This is a genomic window from Burkholderia sp. RF7-non_BP4, assembly GCF_001521935.1.
Taxonomy (GTDB): Bacteria; Pseudomonadota; Gammaproteobacteria; order Burkholderiales; family Burkholderiaceae; genus Burkholderia; species Burkholderia diffusa.
In genome coordinates, this window is sequence record NZ_LOTA01000001.1 from 55501 (window position 1) to 76190 (window position 20690).

Here is a 20690-nt window from a genome sequence, read left to right on the forward strand (position 1 = left end):
CTCCTCTTCCCGTTCAAATGGCCGACGCCGCCGCGGCCTGCGTGTCGGTCGCGCCGGCAAGCCGTGCGCCGTACAGGTCGGCGATCGATGCGCCAGCACGATCGGCGATCGCGAAGCGATCGTTCGGATAACGCAGCAACATGTCGGCATCGCCGGCGTGCGCAGCGCCGAACACGATGCGGCCGATGCGCCATGCGCGCGGCCGCTCGCCGTCGGCGGGCCACGCGCCGAGCAGCACGCGCAGCACGTTCTCCAGGTGATTGACCGGCAGCCACAGCTGCGGACACGGCACGCGTCCCTCATCCCCCTGCACGCCCCATAGCGCGGCGGGGTCGACGGCCTTCGCCTGGGCGATGCCGCCGCTCCATCGCGCCTCGGGCAACAGGTCGTCGCGCCAGCTCGCCCGTGCGGACCGCCGGATCGTGTCGTCTTCGGTTTCGCGCGGCAGCGGAACGGTCATGCCGCCGGGCGGATGATCGCGGTACACGAACGTCGCATCGAGCAGCACGCGGCCGGCGAGCGACGCGCAGCGCACCGTCACGTGCCAGCCGTCGTCCACCGCGCGGCCGCTCGCGTCGGTGTCGAGCGCGAGATCGCCGTGACCGTCGAGCGCATCGGCGAGCGCGTCGAGCGCGATCGTGATGTCGACGGCTTCGTGCAGGGACGCCCGCTCGCCGCCGGGCGGCGCGACCCAGTCGGCCGCGACGCGCGCGTGCTCGAGCAACAGCGACGCCGGCACGGCCGCGCGGCCGTCGAAGCGGAAAGCATGCGTATAAGGTGCGCCCGCGGTGCGATAGCGCGTCGAGAAGCACGTGAACGGCCGGAAGCGTCGTGGCTCACCCGCGTGATGCCGGCGCGTCGCGAGTTCGCCGAGGTTCGGCAAGCCGTCGACCGCGTCGAATCCGCGCAGCTGGATCGGCGTCAGCGCGCGGCCAACCGCCCCCATGTACATCGGTTCGGCGCTGCCGCGGGTCGCCGGCGTTGCCGGTGTCGCGAGTTCCGCGAGCCAGTGGCGCACGCCTTCGTCGATCCGCATCGGCGTCACGTAGCGCCGCGTGACGGCGAGGTTCGTGATCATCCCGACGCCGTCCCAGGTCGGCCACGCGATCGTCTTCACGACGCGCGCGCCGGCGTCGCGCCGCGCCCACCAGCCGAGCCGCGCCAGCGCCTCGTTCGCGGCCGCATAGTCGGTCTCGCCGGTCATTCCGCCCCAGCGGCCGGTCAGCGAGCCGACGTTGACGAAGCAGCCCACGCGCGGGAGCTCACGCACCGCCGCGTAGAGATTGAGGAAGCCGCGCACCTTCACGCGTACGGTGTCGATGAATTCATCGGCGCGCTTGCGCGGCAATCGCACCGGCTGGTCGATGCCCGCGTTGTGGATCACGCCGCGCAGCCGGTCGCCGAAGGTGTCGCACAGCGTCCGCACGGCTTGCGCGTCGGTCACGTCGCATACGCGGTAGTGCACCGGCAGGCCGAGCGCGGCCGCCGCATCGAGCGACGCCTTCAGTTCGCGGCGGCGTTCGAGCCGCTGCAGTGCATGCCGGATCGCCTTCGGCGACCGCTGCGGCGTCGCCTGGCGCAGTTGCTCGAGCCCGTAGCGCTTGAAGCCCGCGTCGTCGAGCGCAAGCCACGGCTCGTCGCCGGCTGGCAACGTATCGCGCCCGGTGACGATCACCGTGCAGCGATGGCGTTTCGCCAGCGCGCACGCAGCCAGGAAACCGATGCCGCGCGCACCGCCCGAAAACAGCACGACATCGTCGGGCCCCCAGTCGGGCGCCGCGTCGGCCGGCAGATCGTCGCGACTCGCGACGAGCGTATGGCGGCGCCCGCCGCGGTGGCCGACCTCGAAGCGTCCCCAGCGATACAGTTCGCGCGCGATCAGCTGGTCGACGCGTCCCGTTTCGTCGGGCGCGATGTCGAGCACGCGCACGTTGCAGTTCGGCAATTCCTGGGGCAGCGTCTTCGCCAGGCCGGCCCACAATCCGCCGAGCGGCTGCACGAGCGTGCCATCGCCGTGACCCATCAGCCCGTCCTGCCACGTGAGCGCCAGATAGAACAGCCGCGACGTCGACGCCTCCTGCGACCAGTCGCCGTAGCACGCCTGCAGCAGCGCGACCGTGCGGCGCAGCGGCGCTTCCCATTGATCGTGCGCGTCGAGCGAGAACGGCGCCTCGACACCGAGATCGACGATCCCGTCGAACGGCCCCGACTGCGCGACGAACGCGCTCGCGGCGGTCGCCGGATCGATGCCGTCGGCCGGCGCGAACACGCTCGGCTTCGCACAGGCGCGCGTGAGCGTCGCCACCATGCGCTCGACCGTGCGACCGAGGCCATTGACGATCGCGATCCGCTTGCCGCTCAGTTCGGCCGCCGGCAGGTCGGGCAGCGGCTCGATCTCGACCGGCCGCCATGTGAAGCGGTGCGTCGGCGTCGCGTCGGTGCATGGCGGCGCTTCGTCCGCGATCGCGTCGCGCTGCAGAAAAGCCAGCACGTCCGGCGCCAGCGCGGGGCCGGCCGAACGGACGGGCGTCGGCGATGCCGCATGCGCCGGTCGCCCGGCGTCGGGGGCCGGCGCGGGCGCTTGCTCTTGCACTTGCGTTCCCGCTTGCGTGCCCGTGAACGGGCACACCGACGCCCGGGCAACCGGCACGCTTGCGTCCCGTCCCGTCTGTCCCCTCGACACCCGCTCACGCGATCGCGGTTTCGCGATCAACCGGATGCCGTCGCGCGGACGCAGCGAGATCGTCGCGCCGGTGTCGAGCGAATGACCGGGCACCGCGCTCAGATCGACGTGTTGCGCCACCACCGCGATCAGCACGCGCATCTGCAGCAACGCGGTCTGGTAGCCGATGCATTTGCGCATCCCGCCGCCGAACGGAAAGTACGCGTACTTGTGACGCGCCGGCGCGTGCGATCCGAAGTTCTCCGGATCGAATGCGTCGGGGTTCGCCCACAGCGCCGGATGACGATGCGTGACGTATGGCGACATGAACACCGACGAGCCGGCCGGCACGTGATAGCCGCCGATCTCGTCGTCGTCGACCAGATCGCGCGTGAAGCCCCAGATCGGCGGATACAGGCGCAGGATCTCGTCGACGGTCTGCACCAAGTATGGCAGGCGTTCGAGATCGGCCGCGTCGGGCGCACGGCCGCCGAGCACCGCATCGAGCTCCTCGCGCAGGCGGCGCAACACGTCCGGATGCTGCGCGAGCGCGTAGAGCCCCCATGCCATCCCGCTGCCGGTGGTTTCGTGGCCGGCGAGAAACACCGTCATCACCTCGTCGTGCACCTCGCGCTCGGTCAGCGGCACGCCCGTTTCCGGATCGCGCGCGGCGAGCAGCAGCGAGATGACGTCGCTCGTTTCGCAGCGCCCCGCGCGATGCTCGGCGACGATCGCGTCGACGATCGTGTCGATCCCGCGGCGGGCATGCGCGATCCGGCGATTGAACGGCGTCGGCATCCAGCGCGGCACGAAATCGTTCAGGTTGCCCTGCGGCATCATCGCCGCGATGCCGAAGCGCACGGCCGGCCCGACGTCATCCGCATGCCGCGAGATGTCCGCATTGAACAGCATCAGCCCGAGCATGCGCAGGCTCACGCGCATCATTTCCTCGACGACGTCGAACGGCGCATGCGTCGGCTGCTTCAGCCAGCGCTCGACGAGCGCGAGCGCCGCATCGCCGAGCGCGGCCGTATGCGACTCGACCTGCTTGCGGTGAAACAGCGGCTGCACCACGCGGCGATGACGCCGCCAGAACTCGCCGTCGGTCGTCAGCAGGCCATCGCCGAAGAACATCTTGAAGTTGTCGTAGAAGCGGCCGCGCACGTAGTTACGGTGGTTGTCCTGCAGCACGTGCTGGACACCGTCGGGATGCGCGAGCGCATGCGTGAGAAACGGGCCGAGACGATTGCGCGCGATGTCGCCGTACTGCTGCTGCAGCTTCAGCAGCATCGTGACGGGATTGCGCTTGTACTCCGCGAGGTTGCCCATCACGACGCTGCCGCGCGGGCCGGGCGCGAGTCGCTTCATGGTCATGCGCTCACCTGCTCGGAAGGCGCGGGGCCGGCGAGCTGCGCGTCGACCTCGCCGCGCGCGGCGAACGCGCCGGTCAAGCGATGCACGTAGCCGATCACGATGCCCGTCACGTCGCGCATCTGCATCAGGATCCTGCCGTCCGGGCGCACCGCGACGAACCGGTTGCCGCTGCTCGCCGGCCCTTCGAGCGCGAACGCGCGCGGCGTCACGCGCAGCGCGATCGACGCGTGGCGGTTCGACAGCTCGCAGTCGTTGCCGGCTTCGTAGATGTCGATGCGGCCGATCGACATCGGCGCCGCGAGCGGGATGTAGTCGTCGGCAACGTGATCGAGCGCGGCCACGCGCGCGAGCCCGTCGAGCAGGATGCTTGGCACCACGAAACGTGAGAACACCGGATCGTCACCCGGCACATTCAGCCGGAAACGCGCCTGCTTGCCCGCGTCGCTCATGCCGGTATCGGTCGTCGACACGAACATGCCGGTCAGCCGCACCGGCGCCGCGTCGAAGTGATACGGATCGGCGACGGGCGTGAACGTCGCCATTGCCGGTTCGTGCCACACCGGCGCCGGCGCATATGCGTCGGCCAGGCGAACGGTGATCTCGAAGTGCGGCTTGTCGCGCACGAGCACCTGCCCGCCCGGCGCCAGCACGTCGCCGGAGATCCGCACGTGCACGTGCACCGCGTCGCCGTCGCGCGACGCGATCCGCGCATGGATGCGCTTCACGCTCGGCCGCTTCGCATCGTAGACGCGCAGGAAATGCAGGAACGCCGCGTCCGCGAAGCCGATGACCTTGAGCCCCGGCACGAGCCGCAGCGCGGCCTCGGCGGCCACCTCGGGCACGAAGGTCCCCGGCAGCGTCGGAAAACCGTTGACGACGTGATGCTGCAGATACGCGTCGCGTTCGAGGTCGAACACGCGCTCGAACGTCACGCTGTCGTCGGTGCGCGCGAGTTCCGCGCCGAGATAGAAATCCGGATCGCGCGATGCGTCGGCGGCGGCCGGCGCGCTTTCGTCAAGATCGAAGTAACCGGGCAGGTGCGTCTCGATCGCGCGCCGCTCGGCCTCGCCGAGATGCACGGACATCGCCGCGCGCTCGCCGAGACCGAGCTCGCGCATGAAGTGATGCTGCCCTTCCGCGGTGCGCATGCTCGTGAACAATCCGCTCTTCTCGAGAAACGCGCGCGTGACCGGATTCGCGCCGAGCCCGACCGAGCGCCACAGCGTCCAGCCGATCGTGAATTCGTCGTGACCGAGCGCCGCGCGGTGATACGACGCCTGCGTGTTCAGGAAGTCGTTGCCGGACGCGTAGTCGGTTTCGCCCGCCTGCCCGGTCAGCCCGATGAACGAGCCGAAGTTGCACCACAGGCGCGGCTGCCGCGTGCCGAACGCGCCGCGCAAATTCCAGTAGCCGCGCACCTTGATGTCGCGCACCGCGACGAAATCGTCCAGCGACTTCACGCTCACCGACGCCGAACGGTTCAGCCCGGCCGCGTTGACCAGCAGGTCCACGCGCGGCTCGCGCGCGAGAATCGTGTCGATGGCCGTCTTCACGCTGTCGGGATCGAGCACGTCGGCGCGCAGGTAGGTCACGCGATGCGCGCCGCAGAACGCGCGCATCGCCTCGATGTTCATGCACGCCGTGCGCGCGTCGGCACGCCGCTCGAAGGCGCGGATGATCTCCGGCAACGGCCGTTCCGGATGCCGCGCCTTCTGCTGGCGGATGTAGTCCGGGCGGCTCTTCGCGAACGTTTCGTCGTCCATCGCGAGCAGGTCCGCGTCGATCGCGTCCAGCGCACTGCTGCCGATCAGATACAGCGTCGGACGCACGTGCGCGGCCAGCGTTTTCATCAGTTCGCCGGTGATCCCGCGCGCACCGCCGACCGCGACGACGACCGAATCCTGACCGAGCGACAGCCGCTCGTCCGCGCGCAGTTCGCCCGCATCCGCGATCACGCGCGGCGTGCGGCGACGACCGCCGCCCAACGCGACGACCGGCAGCCAGTGACGTGCACCGCTTTCGCGCTCGGCATCGCGCAGCGCGTCGGGCAGCGCGCACGTATCGGTCAGCACGGCAACCGGGCGCGCTTCCGGCATCTCGATCGCGAGTGCCTTCACGAGGCCCGTGAACAGGCCGGCATCCGGATGCGGCACGTCGCCGGCGAGCGCGTCGAGCAGCAATGCGATGAAGGTGCCGCCGCGCTCGAGTGCCGCATGGCAGCGCTTGACCGCGAGGAACGCCAGGTCGTGCAGTGCGAGCCGCTCGGGCGTGGCCGGCGCGGCGGCGCCCGTGGCGAGCGTGCCGGCGTCGAGCGACGTGAGCACGCGCACGTGGCCGATATCGTCGGGCACGATGTCGAGCGCCGCTGCGTCGATCCGCTCGATCCAGTGCCAGCCCGGCCGGTGCGCGGCGAACGGCCGCGTCGACAGCACCACGCAGCCGGGGCCCGGATTCGCCTGGGCGGCCAGCGCGTCCGGCATGTCGGTCACGATCACGCAGCGCGGCGCGATGAACGGCGTCGACCGGCCCGCCGGCCGCCACGGCGCGTCGCGCCATTCGATCCGGTAACGCGCGACGCCGAGCGGTTCGCCGTCGGCCGCGACGCCGGTCCGGCGCAACGTGCCCGGTATCAAGGTTCCAGGTTCAACGGGTGCGGCCGCAACGGTCGTCGATGCGGCCGGTTCGACGGACGCAGCGACCGGAGCCGCCTCATGTGTCGGCGGCAACGGCCGTGCCTCGCGATCCGGCTCGCGCGGCGTGGCCCGTTCGCATGCAACATGCAGCGCGTAGCGCGCACGATCGCCGCCGCCGTCTCGCGTGAGCGTCGTGCCGGCTTCTCGCGCGACGATCGCACGCAGCACGTCGATCGCCGAATCGGCACCCGCATACGTGACCGCCCGCCCCATCGCGTCGCGCGGCGCGGCCGGTTCGACCGCGGCTCGCGCGTCGCCGCCGCCGACCACCGCGAGCACCGGCAGCCCTTCCGTGTGCGCACGCCGCACCGTCGTGACCGCGAACAGCACGATGCCCTCCGCGAGCGGCAGCCCGAATGCCGGGCGCACTTCTTCCGCCGAGTTGCCGTTGATGCCGCCGACGATCGCCATGTCGAGTTCGCCGCTGCACAGGAAGCGTTCGGCCGCCTCGAACGCGGCCAGCGTCGATGCATGGCCCGCATCGACCGTCATGTTCATGCCGTGCAGGTCGTGATAGTTGGCGACGCGCGCGGGGATCACGTTCGGCATCATCCCCGGAAACGAATTCTCGGTCGTCGGCGCGACGAGCCGCTTCGTCGCCGCGCGCAATGCCTCCAGCACGCGTTCGGTTGCCGCGCGTTCGTCCGGCCGCGTCGCGTCGAGCACCGCGGTCGCGATGTCGTCCAGATAACAGCGGCTCGCGTAAAGCGCCGCATTGCGCGTCGGCCCCATGTGCCCCATCACGAGGCCGATCGTATCCGCGTGCTCGCGCCAGAATGCGCCGAGGCGTTCGCGCAGGTCGTGCGCCGCATCGAGCGCCATCAGCTGGCAGCGATCGAGCGCGCGAAGCACCGCCGGCGGCATCTTCACGCGCGCGAAGCTCGGCAACGGGTAGCCGATCCCGAAGCTCGCGTCGGGCGCGCGGCCTTCGCCGCGCAGCCACGCGGCAACCTGGGTGTCGTCGTCGAGGCCCGGAAACTTTGCGGACCATCCGACGATCGCGAGCGGCTCGCGCTCGAACCGGCCGTTCGCCTCGCCGGCGGGCAGATCCGCGCGGTATTCCGACACGATCAGGTGGCCGTTCGTGCCGCCGAAGCCGAACCCGGACACCGCCGCGACGCGTGCCGAATCGCGCCGGACCGGCCATGAAACCGGCGCCACCGGAATCCGCAGGTTCGTCCCGGCGATGTCGAATTCCGGCGGCGGCTCGCTGAAGCGGTGCTGCGGCGGGATCACCTGATGCCGCAACCCGAGCAGCACCTGAATCACCGACACGACACCGGCCGCCCAGCCCGTATGCCCGACCAGCGACTTGTTCGACGTCACCTGCACCGGGCGGTCGCGCCGGATTGCATCGCGCAGGCTCTGGAACTCGGCGAGATCGCCGGCCGGCGTGCCCGTTGCGTGCGCAACCACCCAGTCGACGTCGGCCGGCACCGTCGCGGTGCGTGCATACGCGCGATCGATCGCGATGCGCTGGCCGGCCGAGTTCGGCGCGTAGATCGCCTTGCCCTTGCCGTCGGACGACGAGCCGAACGATTTCAGCACGCCGAGGATGCGGTCGCCGTCGGCGCGCGCCCGCGCGACGCGCTTCAGGATCACGACGCCCGCGCCGTCCGCGAACAGCACGCCGTCGCAGTTGCGGTCGAGCGGCCGCACTTCGCCGCTGCGCGACAGGCCGTGCAGCTTCGAGAACAGGATCGAGCCGCGCGGCGCGAGCGCGAATGCGCCGCCGCATGCGACCACGTCCTGCTTGCCGAGCAGCAGCGCCTTGATCCCGAGATCGATCGAATACAGCGACGACGAGCACGCGGTGTCGACCATCATGCATTGCGCGTCGTCCGGCAGCACGCCCTTCATCGCGTTCAGGCCGACCCGGTGCGGGAAGAACGATGCGAGATCGCCGGCGCCGCGCGCATAGCGCGCGCTGAGCACCGCATCGATCGCGGCCACGCGGCGCTCGCGCTCGGCCGCGTCCATGCCCGCTTCGATCAGCACCGCGTTCAGGCGCTCGCGCGCGGCGGCCAGCACCATCGCTTCCTCGAGATGCTGGCTGCCGTCCGCCGTGTAGCCGACGAGGAACGCCACGCGATCGGCATCGCGCAGCGTCACGCCATCGAGCGACTGGCATAACGCGTGACGCAGCCACAACGTCGTCAGCTCGCGCGGCGCGATGCCCGCGTCGAGCTCGGCGCGCACCGTCGGGCACGGGTCGAAATGCTCGATGAAGACCGAGCGCGACTGATAGCTCTTGTCCTCCGCCGACGTGTCGGACGAATAGAACGAGCGGTAATCCCAGCGATCGGGCGGTACGTTGCCGAACAGCTCGGGGCCGTCGAGCAGCGCGCGCCAGAATGCGTCCGGGTCGCTCGCGCCGGGCAATGCGAGACCCATGCCGACCACGGCGATGTCGTCGCTGTCCGGCGCGTCGTCGGGCGATGCGGCGGGTCGACCGGTCAGCGCCGAGGCCGGTGGCTGCCGGGTCGTTGCAGGCGCCGTCGGCACGGCAGCGGGCACGGTCTCGCTCGCGGCACGCTCCGCGCTCGCCCATTCCGCGCGCGGCGACAGCCCCTCGCTGCACAGCGACAGCCCGCCGTCCGCGACGACCACCTGACCGGTGATCCAGCGCGCCGCGTCCGAGGCGAGAAACACGACGAGATCGGCGAGGTCCTCCGCCCGTGCGAGCCGCTTCAGCGGCGTCGCCGCGATGCTCGAACGCTTCGTGTTCTCCGGGTCCGGAAACTGCGCGGCGACGTCGCCGTCGATCAGCGTCGACGATGCGCCGTTCACGCGAATGTCGCGGCCCGCGTATTCGACCGCGAGATAGCGCGTCAGCGATTCGAGCGCCGCCTTCGCGGTGCCGACGACCAGATAGTTCGCAGGCACGAGCGTCGCGCCCACCGACGACACGTTGACGATCGCCCCGCCGCCCGAGCGCGCCATCAGCGCCGCGGCCCGACGCGCGCACCAGAACGCGCCCTTCAGGTTGGTGTCGAGCGCGCGATCGAAATGCTCGGCGCCGATCTCGTCGACGCCGAGCAGCGCACCGGACGCCGCATTGTTGACGAGCACGTCGAGCCGGCCGTAGCGCCGTTCGATCTCGTCGAACATCCGGTCGACCTGCGCCTGCTGCGCGACCGACGCGCGGATCACGTCGACGGTCGCGCCGAGCGCGCGCAGTTCGTCGGCCGTCTGCTTCGACGCGTCGAGCGAGTGGAAGAAATTCAGGATCACGTGCGCGCCCTGCTCGGCGAAACGCCTGCAGATCGCCTTGCCCACGTTTTTCGCACCGCCCGTCACGAGAACGAGCTTGCCGCGCATGCTGGTATTCGACATGGATCGCCTGCCTATCGAGAACTTGTCATTACGGGCAGGGCCCCCCCTGCCGACCAACGTTTCGGCCAACGGCCGTCAAGCGACTGCTTTTCCCTGGTTGTCGTAGACGAAATCGACGATCTGCCCCATCGCCTTGAAATCGCCGCTGCGGAAATTGGCCGGCAACGGCGGCAGCGCGTAGCGCGCGGTAATGCGCTGGATGATCTCCGTCTGCTTGACCGAATCGATGCCGAGTTCGGCTTCGAGCTCGATCGTTTCGGAGAACACCTCGGCCGGATATTCCATCGCTTGCGCGTAGATATCGACGAGCTCCGCGAACAGCCGATCGCGCGGCACGTGTGCGGGCTTCGCCGCCGCGAGCGGCTCGTGCGGCATCGACGGCGACGGTACCGCCGTCAGTGTCGGCGCGGCCACGGCCACCGCCGCAAGACGCGGCGCGCCCGCACCGAGCGGCTCGGCCTGCGGCGCGAATGCGGCGACCGTCGGTGCCGCGGCCGGCGCGGCGCCGGCCGATGCCGTGCTCGCCGCGTCGAACGCGTGACGCAGCTCGCCCTTGAGCCAGTCGACGATGTGCGGCCCGCGCGCATGCCAGAACGCGTCGAACCCGGAGCCGGCGTTGCCGATGCGAATATCGTCCTTCATGATGTTGTCCTCCTGGAAATAACGGGTGATCGTCGTGACGACGCTCGATTCCTCTGCCGCGTTCGACGGGCCGCCGAACGTCCTGACCGTGCCGGGCCCCGCGATGCGCACGACGATGCGCGCCAGCGCGTTGAGCGCGCCGCATTCGACATAGCGTCCGATGCCGTCAGCGCACGCGGCGCGAATCGCATCCGCGAACCGCACCGGCAGCACGAAGTGCGACGCGAGCCGCGCGCCCGGATCGTCGGCGCCGCTGTAGCGGCGGCCGAGGATCGGCGAATACACGGGAATCGCGAGCGGGCCGTGCCGATACGCGGCAAGACGCACGGCGAACTGCTCGCGCGCGCCGGCGAGATCGGGGTGATGAAAGCCATACGGAGACCTGAGCGTCTGCGCGGCGACGCCGCGTGCCGCACAGGCCGCGACGAAGCGCTCCACCGCATCGCGCGGCCCGGACACGACGGTCTGCGACGGATGGTTCTCGACCGCGACGCACACGTTGCGCACCGCATGCGTGACGGCGCTCGCGTCGATCAGCTCGCGCGTCGCGTCGGCACCCGCGGAGATCGCCGCCATCATCCCGTCGGGCGGCGCCGCGGCCTGCAACGACGCGATCCGGTCGCAGACGATCCGCGCGCCCTGCTCGATCGAATACATGCCGCCGCACACGAGCGCCGCGATCTCGCCGAAGCTGTGTCCGATCAGCACGTCCGGCACCACGCCGTGCGCACGCAGCACGCCGAACATCGCGACCGATGCGCCATAGATTCCGAGCTGCAGCAGATCGGGCGCTTCATGCAGCCACGCATCGAGCCCGGCATCGTCGCGCCACAGCGCGCCCGTCAGCGGGCGGCCCAGGCGCTCGCTCGCGACCGCGTCGAGCATGTCGAGGGTCTGCTGCACGCTCCCGTGTTCACGTGCGAGCTGCCGCAGCGCGCCCGCATAGAACGCCCCCTGCCCCGGGAACAGGAACGCGCATCCGCGCGCGTGCGGCCCGGCGTCGTTCAACCCGCGTCGTTCCATAATCCCAATCTCCCAAGGCTCTCGGCCAGCTTCAGTCTCGCGATCCGCCACTTCGACACCGCGAGCACGCGCTGCCGCCGCGCATCCGCGAGCGCCGACTGGGCATTCAGCAGTTCCGTGAACGTGCCAACGCCGGCCTTGTAGCGGCCACGCGCGATGTCGAGCGAATGCAGCGCGGTGTCCAGCAGATGCCGCGAGTTGTCCAGGTTCGTCGTGTCGGTCTGCAGGCTCTGATAGCTCTTCCATACGTCGAGCGACACCTTGAGTTCGGTGTTGCGCACGTCGGCTTCCTGCGCGTCCGCCTGCGCCTTCGCCTCGGCGACGCGGTAGCCCGACGCGAACCCTTCGAACAGCGGAATCGAGATCTGGATACCGATCGAGTTGCTGTGACTGCTCTGCAACTGGAGAAACGACGCCTGCTGCTGGTATGACGGGTTGTTGCGCGCGAGGCTGCCCATCAGTGAAACGGTCGGCAGCGACTGCGCGCGCACCGCGCGCACTTCGTCGCGCGCCGCTTCGAGCTTTTCGCGCGCGGCGATCAGTTTCGGGTGATGGCGCTTCGCTTCGGCGATCAGGTCGGCGACGCCACGCGTGAAGTCGTCGCGATCGGGCGACGGTTCCGCGTCGGCGATGCGCAGCGGCGTATCGGCGTCGGCGCCGAGCGTGGTCGCGAGCGTGCCGATCGCGCTCTGCAGGTCGCCTTCCGCGCTCACGCGATCGAGCAGCGCCTTGCGGTAGGTGGTCTGTGCCTGCAATGCATCGCCGAGCGTGCCGGCGCCACCGTCGTGCCGCGCGCTCGCCTCGGCCAGGCTTTCCTGCGCCGCGTGCTCGACCGCCTGCGCGGCGGCGAGCGCCGCCTGCGCGTCGCGCAGCGCGTAGAACGCCTGCGCCGCATCGTAGAAGACGCTCTGCAGCGCATCGTCGTGCGCCGCGTTCGCCGCGCGCAGCAGCGCGCGCGCACGGTCGAGCGTCGCGCCGCGCTTGCCGAAATCGAACAGCACCCAGCTCAGGTTGAGCATGCCGTAGCGGCTGGTGCTGCGCTGGTCCTGCGAGTAGCCGCCGCTGTAGTTCGTCGTCAGGTTGTCGCGCTCGATACCCGCCGTCGCATTGAGCGTCGGCCAGTACGCGGCCTTCGACACGCCGACCTCCGCCGCCGCCGCGCGCGCATCCGACCACGTGCGACTCAGTTGCGGATGCGAGCAGATCGCGAGCAGGATCGCGTCCTCGAGCGCGAGTGGCCGCTCGTCGACATGCCGCGCGCCGCATGCCGTGGCCGACGCCATCGACCCGGACGGCGTGGCCGCGACATCATTGCTCGTGCCGTAGACGTCGAGCATCTGCGCGCATGCCGTCGGCACGCACGCAGCGAGCGCGACGACAGCCAGCACGGTAGCGAGTGGACGCTTCATCGCTCAACGCCCCGCGACCGGTTCCGCGGCGCCGGCGTCATGCGTCGTCGGTGCCGCCGGCGCGCTGGCGGACGTTCTTGCCGCCATCGCCGTGCGCATCGCGGCGGTCGACTGGTCGAGCACGACCTTGCCGCCCTGCAGCATGATGACGCGCTGCGCCGACGCGATCGTCTCCGGCCGGTGCGCAACGATCAGCCGCGTCATCGCGAGTTGCGTGACGGCCGCATTGACCTGCATCTCGCGCTGAATGTCGAGATGGCTCGTCGCCTCGTCGAGCACGAGAACGCCCGGCCGCTTGTACAGCGCGCGCGCGAGCAGCACGCGCTGCTTCTGCCCGCCGGACAGCACCGTGCCCATGTCGCCGACCAGCGTGTTGTAGCCCATCGGCATCGCGGCGATGTCGTCGTGCACGGCGGCGATGCGCGCGCATTCGGCGACCCAGCGCGGGTCCGCATCCGGATCGAAGAAGCTGATGTTGTCCGCGATCGAGCCCGCGAACAGCACGTCGTCCTGCAACACGGTGCCGACGAGCCCGCGCAACCGCTCGATGCCGAGCCGGCCGACCTCCAGCCCGCCGATCCGCACCGTGCCGCCCGTCGGCTCGTGGATGCCGAGCAGCACGCCGATCAGCGTCGTCTTGCCGCAACCCGACGGCCCGACGATCGCGACCGACTCGCCCGCCGCGATCTTCGCGCTCACGCCGTCGAGCACCAGCGGCTCGCCGTCCGCATAGCGGAACGACAGCCCGTCGATCTCGATGCTCGCGTCGAGCGCATCGGCCTCGCCCGGCACGCTGCGCAGGCTCGCGTCCGGCTCGCTTTCCGCGAACACGATGTCGGCCAGCCGCTCGCCCTGGAGCTGCAGCATCCTGACTTCGAAATACTTGTCGATCAGGCTGCCGACCCGGCTGTCGAACTGGTTCTTGTACGCGTTGAACGCCATCAGCACGCCGACCGTGAACTGACCGTCCATCACCATGCGCGCGCCGAGCCAGATGATCAGCACATTCTCGATGCCGAACAGCAGGCCGTTGAGCTGCTGGTAGAAGATCTGCAGCTTCTGCACGTGCAGGCTCGCATTGACCTGCTCGACCAGCAGCGTGATCCAGCTCGCGCGGCGCTCCGTCTGGCGGTTGAACAGCTTGATCGTCTTCACGCCGCGCACCGTTTCGAGGAAATGGCTTTGCTGCTTGGCCGCGTGCACGATCTGGTCCTCGGTCGCGCGCCGCAACGGGCCGTACCACAGCCACCGGACGAGCGCGTACAGCGCCATCGTCGCCAGCGCGACGAACCCGAGCACGCGGCTGTAGACGAACATCATCGCGAGCGTGACGACCGTCATCAGCCCGTCGATCACCGCGCCGAGAAACGACGTCGTCAGCGTCTGCTGGATCGTGTCGATCGAACCGAAGCGCGACACGACGTCACCGAGATGGCGCCGCTCGTAATAGCGCACCGGCAGGCTCAGCAGGTGCGTAAACACGTTCGCGCGCCACTGGATGTTCAGCGTGACGCCAACGTACATCAGCGCCCACGCGCGAATCGTGCCGGTCGCCTGCTGCATCAGCAGCAACAGGCCGAAGCCGAGCGCCAGCACCGTCAGCAGGTCGCGATCGGCGCTGACGATCACTTCGTCGATCACCCACTGCAGGAAGAACGGCTGCACCAGCATGAAGACTTCGAGCGCGACGGCGAGCGCGAGGATCTGCGCCAGCGAGCGTGACAGCCCCGACACCGGGCCCAGCAGCTCGCGCAGCTTCACCGCCGGACGCGCCGCACGCGGCGCGAATCCGGCGGCCGGCCACAGTTCGAGCGCGACGCCGGTAAACGCACGCGACACTTCGGCGAGCGGCACCTTGCGAATGCCGTGCGACGGATCGTGAATCGTCGCGCTCTTGCCGTTCACTTCCTTCAGCACGACGAAGTGGTTGAAATTCCAGTGCAGCAGGCACGGCAGGCGAAGCTGGCCGAGCTGCGCCATGTCCAGCTTCACCGCGCGCGTGCCGAGCGAGAGGCGCTGCGCGACTTCGATCACGCGCCCGAGTCCCGCGCCCTTCAGCGATACGGGGAATTGTCCGCGCAGCGTCGCGAGATCCACGTGATGGCCGTGATAGCCGGCCACCATCGCGAGACACGCGAGCCCGCATTCCGCGGCTTCGGTCTGCAGGATCATCGGCAGCCGGCGGCCGAGGCCGAACGAGAGTCGATCGAGTAATGCCATGCGCGACCTCGTCAGAGTTTGCCGGTCAGGCTGTAAAGCGGCTCGAGCACCCACTCGTACAGGCGCCTGCGCTCCTGCAGGATGTCTGCCTGCAGCGTCATGCCGGCCTGCAACGGTTGCCGCGCGCCATACGCGGTGACGTGCTGCGCATCGAGCGCGACGATCACGCGATAGAAGGTCGCGTCGCGCCCCTCGCCCGGCGTCGCCGCCGGGCCGCCATCGTTCGCGAGTTCGGCCGCCGACAGCGCCGTGCGCGCGATCGACACGACCACGGCGCGATACTGGCCGAACTTCTGATACGGGAACGCCTGATAGCGGATCAGCACCGGCTCGCCGACCCGCACGAAGCCGATCGCCGTGCTCGGCACGAATAGATGCGCCTGCCAGCGCGCGCCGCCCGGCACCACGCTCGCGAGCGGCCGGGACGTATCGACCGACTGGCCGACGTCGGCGATCGCCGCCGTCACGACACCCGTTTCCGGCGCGGTGACGACGATCCGGCGCTTCGCCTCGCTTTCGATCAGGTTCTGGTCGACGTCGATCACGTTGCGATCGATCTGCGCGAGCTGGTTCTGCTGCTTGAGGTCGAGGCCGGCCAGCTGGTTGTTCGCTTCCGTCAGCGACTGCGCCGTCGACGCGCGCTCGCGCAGCAGCCCGTTCAGCTTCGACTGCTGGTCGAGCAGGTCGGCCTCGCGCTGCTGCGCCTGATCCTTCGAAATGTAGTCCTGGGCCAGCAGGCCGCGATACCGTTTCGCGCCGTCGGCCGCGATCGACGTGCGCAACCGCTGCGCCGAAAGCTGATCGTCGATCTGCGCAAGCTCGCCGCGCAGGCTCGCGATCTTCGCGCGCACCGTCGCGCGTTCGTCCTGCTGCAGGCTGCGCGTCTTGTCCATTTCCGCGAGCAGCGATGCCTTGCGTTGCCGCGCCTGCGCGATCAGCGCGGCCTGCGTCGCGCCTTCCGCCGCGCTTTGCAGGTCGGTGGACACCGTATAAAGCGTCTGCCCGCGCGCGACGTGCTGCCCTTCCTTCACGTCGCGCTCGACGACGATACCCGGCTGCAACGCATAGACCTTCACCAGCCCCGCATCCGGCATCACGACGCCGCTGACCGTCGTACGACGCGTGTAGGTGCCGAACACGAAGAACAGCAGCACGCATGCGGCCATCGCGACCGCAGACGCCGCCAGCAGCGTCAGCGGCACGGGGCGCGCCAGCACGATCTCGCCCAGCGCGCCGGCGCGCTGCGCCTGTTGCGCTTCGTGCCGGAAGAGAGAAGTCGGGTTCGTCAAGATACGGGATTACAGACAGTCAGTTGGGTTCGACGGATGCGTCCCGGTTGCCCGGGAAGATCGCCGCGGCGCCCCGCTCCGGTGCCGCGGCGATCCGCGATTCACGCGATGGCGACGCAGCGCGCGCCATCGCACGGAAATCGCGTCCGGCTTACGCGTGCTGGCCGGTCAGCAGGCCGAGCAGTGCATTGCCCGTGCCGACGACGGCCGTCGTCAGTGCTTCGCCGACGTTGTAGAGCGTCTGGCCGTACAGCTCGACCACGTTGCCCAGCGTGTCGAAAATCGAGCCGCCACTGTAGTAGCCGCCGGAAACTTGTGCGATTTCCTGTTGATTCAGTTCTTGCATTGCGTTTCTCCAGATTGAGAATGCTAGATAACCCATCTAGCGAGGCATCGAACCACGCCGCGATCGCGACGCAGATCAATACGTTAAATATGTTAAATTCTCTGGCAAGACGATTGCATCGCGCAGTCACACTTCATTAACCAAGTCGACAAAACGGCGCACATCGCTCCGTCCACTCGAATATCTCGAGCTACCTTTTCGCAATACTCGCGAGGTCAATCCGCATTCGATAATGCATTCCGCTTTCGATATACCGTCAATTCCTGCGACACCGGCCATCCGGCTCGGCGGTTTCGATCTGCAGACGAGCGGGCGCTACAGATCAGGCGCCACCATAGCTGGAACGCCATGAACCGTCGGAATGAAAACGATAATGAATGCCCGCCTTAGGACTGACCGGTAACAAGCATGCGCCAAATGCCCCACCCAATCGGTCATTACCGAATGGCTGAATCACGCCCGATTTTTCTCATTGAATTTTTTACAAAATTGAATTCGACGCGCCAATGATCCGACAGTTTCCGGTCGCTCTTTGTACGATACCGCACCATCGGGCAAACCCGATATCCGACGGCAATTGATTCTATTTCCACGGGGAATTACGGGCTTGAATGCCGAGATTGAATTTCCGTGGTTGATTCTGGAAAGCAGTTGTCCCGGCGGCCGAACGGCCGGGTGGTCCCGTTGAATTTATATGCAAATGAAATGCATGAATGGATCGCGTGCAATGGCCTGGGTGTGCGAGCGAATGCGCACCGGGCCATGCAGACGGCCCGGCGCGCGGCACCGCATCACCCCGCTTTCGGCTTCGCGAGTTGATCCGCGACGGGCAGGCTGCGGATGCGCGTACCCGTCGCCGCGAAGATCGCGTTGGTCAGCGCCGGCGCGACCGGCGGCAGGCCCGGCTCGCCCACGCCGCCGAGCGGCGTCGCGTAGTCGTCCGGCGCGACAAGGTGCACGCGGATTTCACGCGGCGCCTCGTTCATCCGCAATACCTGGAAGCCGTTGAAGTTGCTCTGCTCCGGGCGTCCGTCCTTGAACGTGATCTCGCCGTGCAGCGCAATGCCGAGCCCCATCACCACCGCACCTTCGAGCTGCGAGCGCACGCGCTCCGGGTTGACTTGCGGCCCGCAGTCGATCGCAATGTCGACGCGCGGCACCGCGATCGCACCGTCCGCGCCGACCTGCACTTCGCACACGGCCGCCGTGTACGACACGAAGCTGCGATGCGCGGCGATCCCGAGCCCGTGCCCCTTCGGCAGCTTGCGCCCCCAACCGGCTTCGCGCGCGACCGTCTCGATCACGCGCCGCAGCCGTCCGGTATCGACCGGATACAACGCCGGATCCTCGCCGTAGTTCACGTTCTTCACCGTGATGTGCGGTTCGAATCGTCGCGCCGGCCCGATCAGGTCGAGCAGGAAATCCTTCGGATCGCGGCCCGCCGCATGCGCGAGCTCGGACACGAAACTCTGAATCCCGAACGCGTGCGGAATGTTGTACACCGAACGAAACCAGCCGATCCGCGTGTGCGCTTCTGCGGCCGGATTCTCGATCCTCACGTTCCGGACTGCGAATGGAAGATCCGCGATGCCTTGCGCGAGCTCGCCCGGCTGCTCATGCACGACGCCGGCCCTGAAAGTCGACTGGATCGAAGGCGCGACCGTGCGATGCTGCCACGCGACCACCTTCCCCGCCGCGTCGAGGCCGCCTTCGAACGCCTCCAGCGACACCGCGTGGAAATAGTCGTGCGCGATGTCGTCCTCGCGCGTGAACGTCAGCTTCACGGGCGCGCCGACCGCCTTCGACAGCAACGCGGCCTCCACCACGTAGTCCGGCTTCGACTTGCGGCCGAAGCCGCCGCCAAGCAGCGTCACGTTGACCGTTACCCGCTCGGTCGGCAACGCGAGCGCCTTCGCGATCTCGTCGCGCGTGGTCTGCGGCGCCTGCGTGCAGGTCCACACCTCGCAGCGGCCGTCGGCCACGCGCGCGACTGCCGCCGGCGGCTCCATCGTCGCGTGCGCGAGATGCGGAACGTAGTACGTCGCGCGCACCCGCTTCGCGGCGCCCGCGAGCGCCGCGGCCGTATCGCCGTCGTTGCGGATCACGTCGCCCGGCTGCGCGGCCGCCGCTTCGAGCGTCTTGCGGTAGGCGGCCGAATCGTAGCCTGCGTGCGGCCCGTGCTTCCAGTCGATCTTCAACTGCGCGCGCGCCTGGATGGCCGTCCACGTGTCGCGCGCGATCACGGCCACACCGCCCAGCGGCTGGAACCCGGACGGCAGCGGTGCCGACGCAAGCTGCACGACCTTGACGACACCCGGCAGCTTCTCCGCGGCCGACGCGTCGAACGACGCGACCGTATCGCCATAGGCCGGTGGACGTGCGACCACCGCATACAGCATGCCGTCGAGCCGCGTGTCGATCCCGTAGCGCGCGCGGCCACCGACGATGTCGCGTCCGTCGATCAACGCCGTCTTGCCCTTGCCGATATAGCGGAACTCGGCCGGCGCCTTCAACGGCACGCTCTTCGGATCGGGCACCGGCAGCGCGGCTGCCTTCGCGGCCAGTTCGCCGAAGCCGAGCTTGCGTCCGGTTTTCGTATCGACGACCTCGTGGACCGCCGCCTTCACCTGACGCACGTCGACGCCCCACGTCGCCGCGGCGGCCTGCTCGAGCATCGTGCGAGCAGCGGCGCCCGCGCGGCGCAGCGCCGCGAAACTCTGGCGCAGGCTGCGCGAGCCGTCGGTGTTCTGGTTGCCGTAGCGCGGCTCGTCGCCGACCGCCTGCGCGACCTTCACGCGCGCCCAATCCGCGCCCAGTTCGTCGGCGACCACGAGCGCGACGCTGGTGCGTACGCCCTGCCCCATCTCGGAGCGGATGCAGGTCACCGTGACCGTGCCGTCCGGCGCGATCGCGACGAACAGGTTCGGATCGTCGCGCAATCCGTGCGGCATACCCGCGCCGCCGTACTGCGGATTCGGGCTGACCGGCGGCTGCACCGGCGCGGCCGCGCGCGCGAGCGACGGCACACCGAACGCGAGCAGCAGCCCGCCGGCGGCGAAGCCGAGCAGCAATGCGCGGCGGCTTTCGTTGTGGACGGAGAGTTCCGGCGCGTTCATGCGGCACCTCCACGGCGCACCGCCAGCCGGATCGCCGCGCGAATGCGCGTATAGGTGCCGCAGCGGCAGATGTTGCCGGACATCGCGTCGTCGATGTCGGCATCGCTCGGGTGAGGATTGGTCTTCAGCAGCGAGGCGGCCTGCATGATCTGTCCGGACTGACAGTAGCCGCATTGCGCGACGTTCAGTTCCTGCCAGGCTTGCTGCAGCGGGTGGGTCAGGTCGGTCGACAATCCTTCGATCGTCATCACGCGCTTGCCGGCGGCGACCGCGACGGGCGTGATGCATGCGCGGATCGCTTCACCGTCGAGATGCACGGTGCATGCGCCGCACAGCGCCATCCCGCAGCCGAACTTGGTGCCCGTGTGACCGAGGACGTCGCGCAGATACCAGAGCAATGGCATCTCGGGATTGCCGTCGAAATGCTGTTCGCTACCGTTGACGGTCAGCGTGATCATCGTTCATCTCCTGTTGGCGGCGCCGCGTCGCGCGGGCGTCGTGTGGGGATTTGAACGGCGCTGGGCACATTCCGAACGACCAGGTGGGCCTGACGCCGTTTCGTTTCCGGATTGCATCGGGT

General features: G+C 69.0%; 9 protein-coding genes. All 9 read right to left on the bottom strand.

Annotated features, from left to right (window positions below; all coding sequences use genetic code 11):
- Positions 1-13 precede the first annotated feature (13 nt).
- Entirely contained in the window at positions 14-4036 is a 4023-nt protein-coding gene (locus tag WS49_RS00245) for a cytochrome P450 (protein ID WP_059523388.1), read from the bottom strand.
- Positions 4033-10065 carry an SDR family oxidoreductase gene (locus tag WS49_RS00250; RefSeq protein WP_059523390.1) on the bottom strand — a complete coding sequence of 2011 codons (6033 nt, stop codon included), beginning with the start codon at positions 10063-10065 and terminating at the stop codon, positions 4033-4035. Before WS49_RS00250 ends, WS49_RS00245 begins: the two co-directional genes overlap by 4 nt.
- A gap of 75 nt (positions 10066-10140) precedes the next feature.
- Entirely contained in the window at positions 10141-11730 is a 1590-nt protein-coding gene (locus tag WS49_RS00255; RefSeq protein WP_059523392.1) for an acyltransferase domain-containing protein, read from the bottom strand.
- Positions 11712-13139 (bottom strand): TolC family protein, encoded by a 1428-nt coding sequence (locus WS49_RS00260; protein ID WP_059523394.1) that lies wholly within the window; start codon positions 13137-13139, stop codon positions 11712-11714. The genes WS49_RS00255 and WS49_RS00260 overlap by 19 nt, the downstream gene beginning before the upstream one ends.
- A 3-nt stretch (positions 13140-13142) precedes the next feature.
- Entirely contained in the window at positions 13143-15359 is a 2217-nt protein-coding gene (locus tag WS49_RS00265; protein WP_059523395.1) for a peptidase domain-containing ABC transporter, read from the bottom strand.
- Positions 15360-15370: 11 nt separating this feature from the next.
- A complete protein-coding gene (locus WS49_RS00270; RefSeq protein ID WP_059523397.1) occupies positions 15371-16648 on the bottom strand; it encodes an HlyD family secretion protein in 1278 nt (425 codons plus the stop codon).
- A gap of 151 nt (positions 16649-16799) precedes the next feature.
- Positions 16800-16994, bottom strand: coding sequence for a hypothetical protein (locus WS49_RS00275; protein ID WP_059449338.1), 195 nt, complete (start codon positions 16992-16994; stop codon positions 16800-16802).
- Positions 16995-17785: 791 nt separating this feature from the next.
- Positions 17786-20110: a xanthine dehydrogenase family protein molybdopterin-binding subunit gene (locus WS49_RS00280; RefSeq protein WP_059523400.1), complete on the bottom strand. Its 2325-nt coding sequence runs from the start codon at positions 20108-20110 to the stop codon at positions 17786-17788.
- Positions 20107-20568 (bottom strand): (2Fe-2S)-binding protein, encoded by a 462-nt coding sequence (locus WS49_RS00285; RefSeq protein ID WP_059523402.1) that lies wholly within the window; start codon positions 20566-20568, stop codon positions 20107-20109. The genes WS49_RS00280 and WS49_RS00285 overlap by 4 nt, the downstream gene beginning before the upstream one ends.
- Positions 20569-20690: the final 122 nt, after the last annotated feature.

Coding starts and splice junctions, on each gene's coding strand:
- WS49_RS00245 (WP_059523388.1), bottom strand. CDS start 4,036: ATGACCATGAAGCGACTCGCGCCCGGCCCGCGCGGCAGCGTCGTGATG.
- WS49_RS00250 (WP_059523390.1), bottom strand. CDS start 10,065: ATGTCGAATACCAGCATGCGCGGCAAGCTCGTTCTCGTGACGGGCGGT.
- WS49_RS00255 (WP_059523392.1), bottom strand. CDS start 11,730: ATGGAACGACGCGGGTTGAACGACGCCGGGCCGCACGCGCGCGGATGC.
- WS49_RS00260 (WP_059523394.1), bottom strand. CDS start 13,139: ATGAAGCGTCCACTCGCTACCGTGCTGGCTGTCGTCGCGCTCGCTGCG.
- WS49_RS00265 (WP_059523395.1), bottom strand. CDS start 15,359: ATGGCATTACTCGATCGACTCTCGTTCGGCCTCGGCCGCCGGCTGCCG.
- WS49_RS00275 (WP_059449338.1), bottom strand. CDS start 16,994: ATGCAAGAACTGAATCAACAGGAAATCGCACAAGTTTCCGGCGGCTAC.
- WS49_RS00280 (WP_059523400.1), bottom strand. CDS start 20,110: ATGAACGCGCCGGAACTCTCCGTCCACAACGAAAGCCGCCGCGCATTG.
- WS49_RS00285 (WP_059523402.1), bottom strand. CDS start 20,568: ATGATCACGCTGACCGTCAACGGTAGCGAACAGCATTTCGACGGCAAT.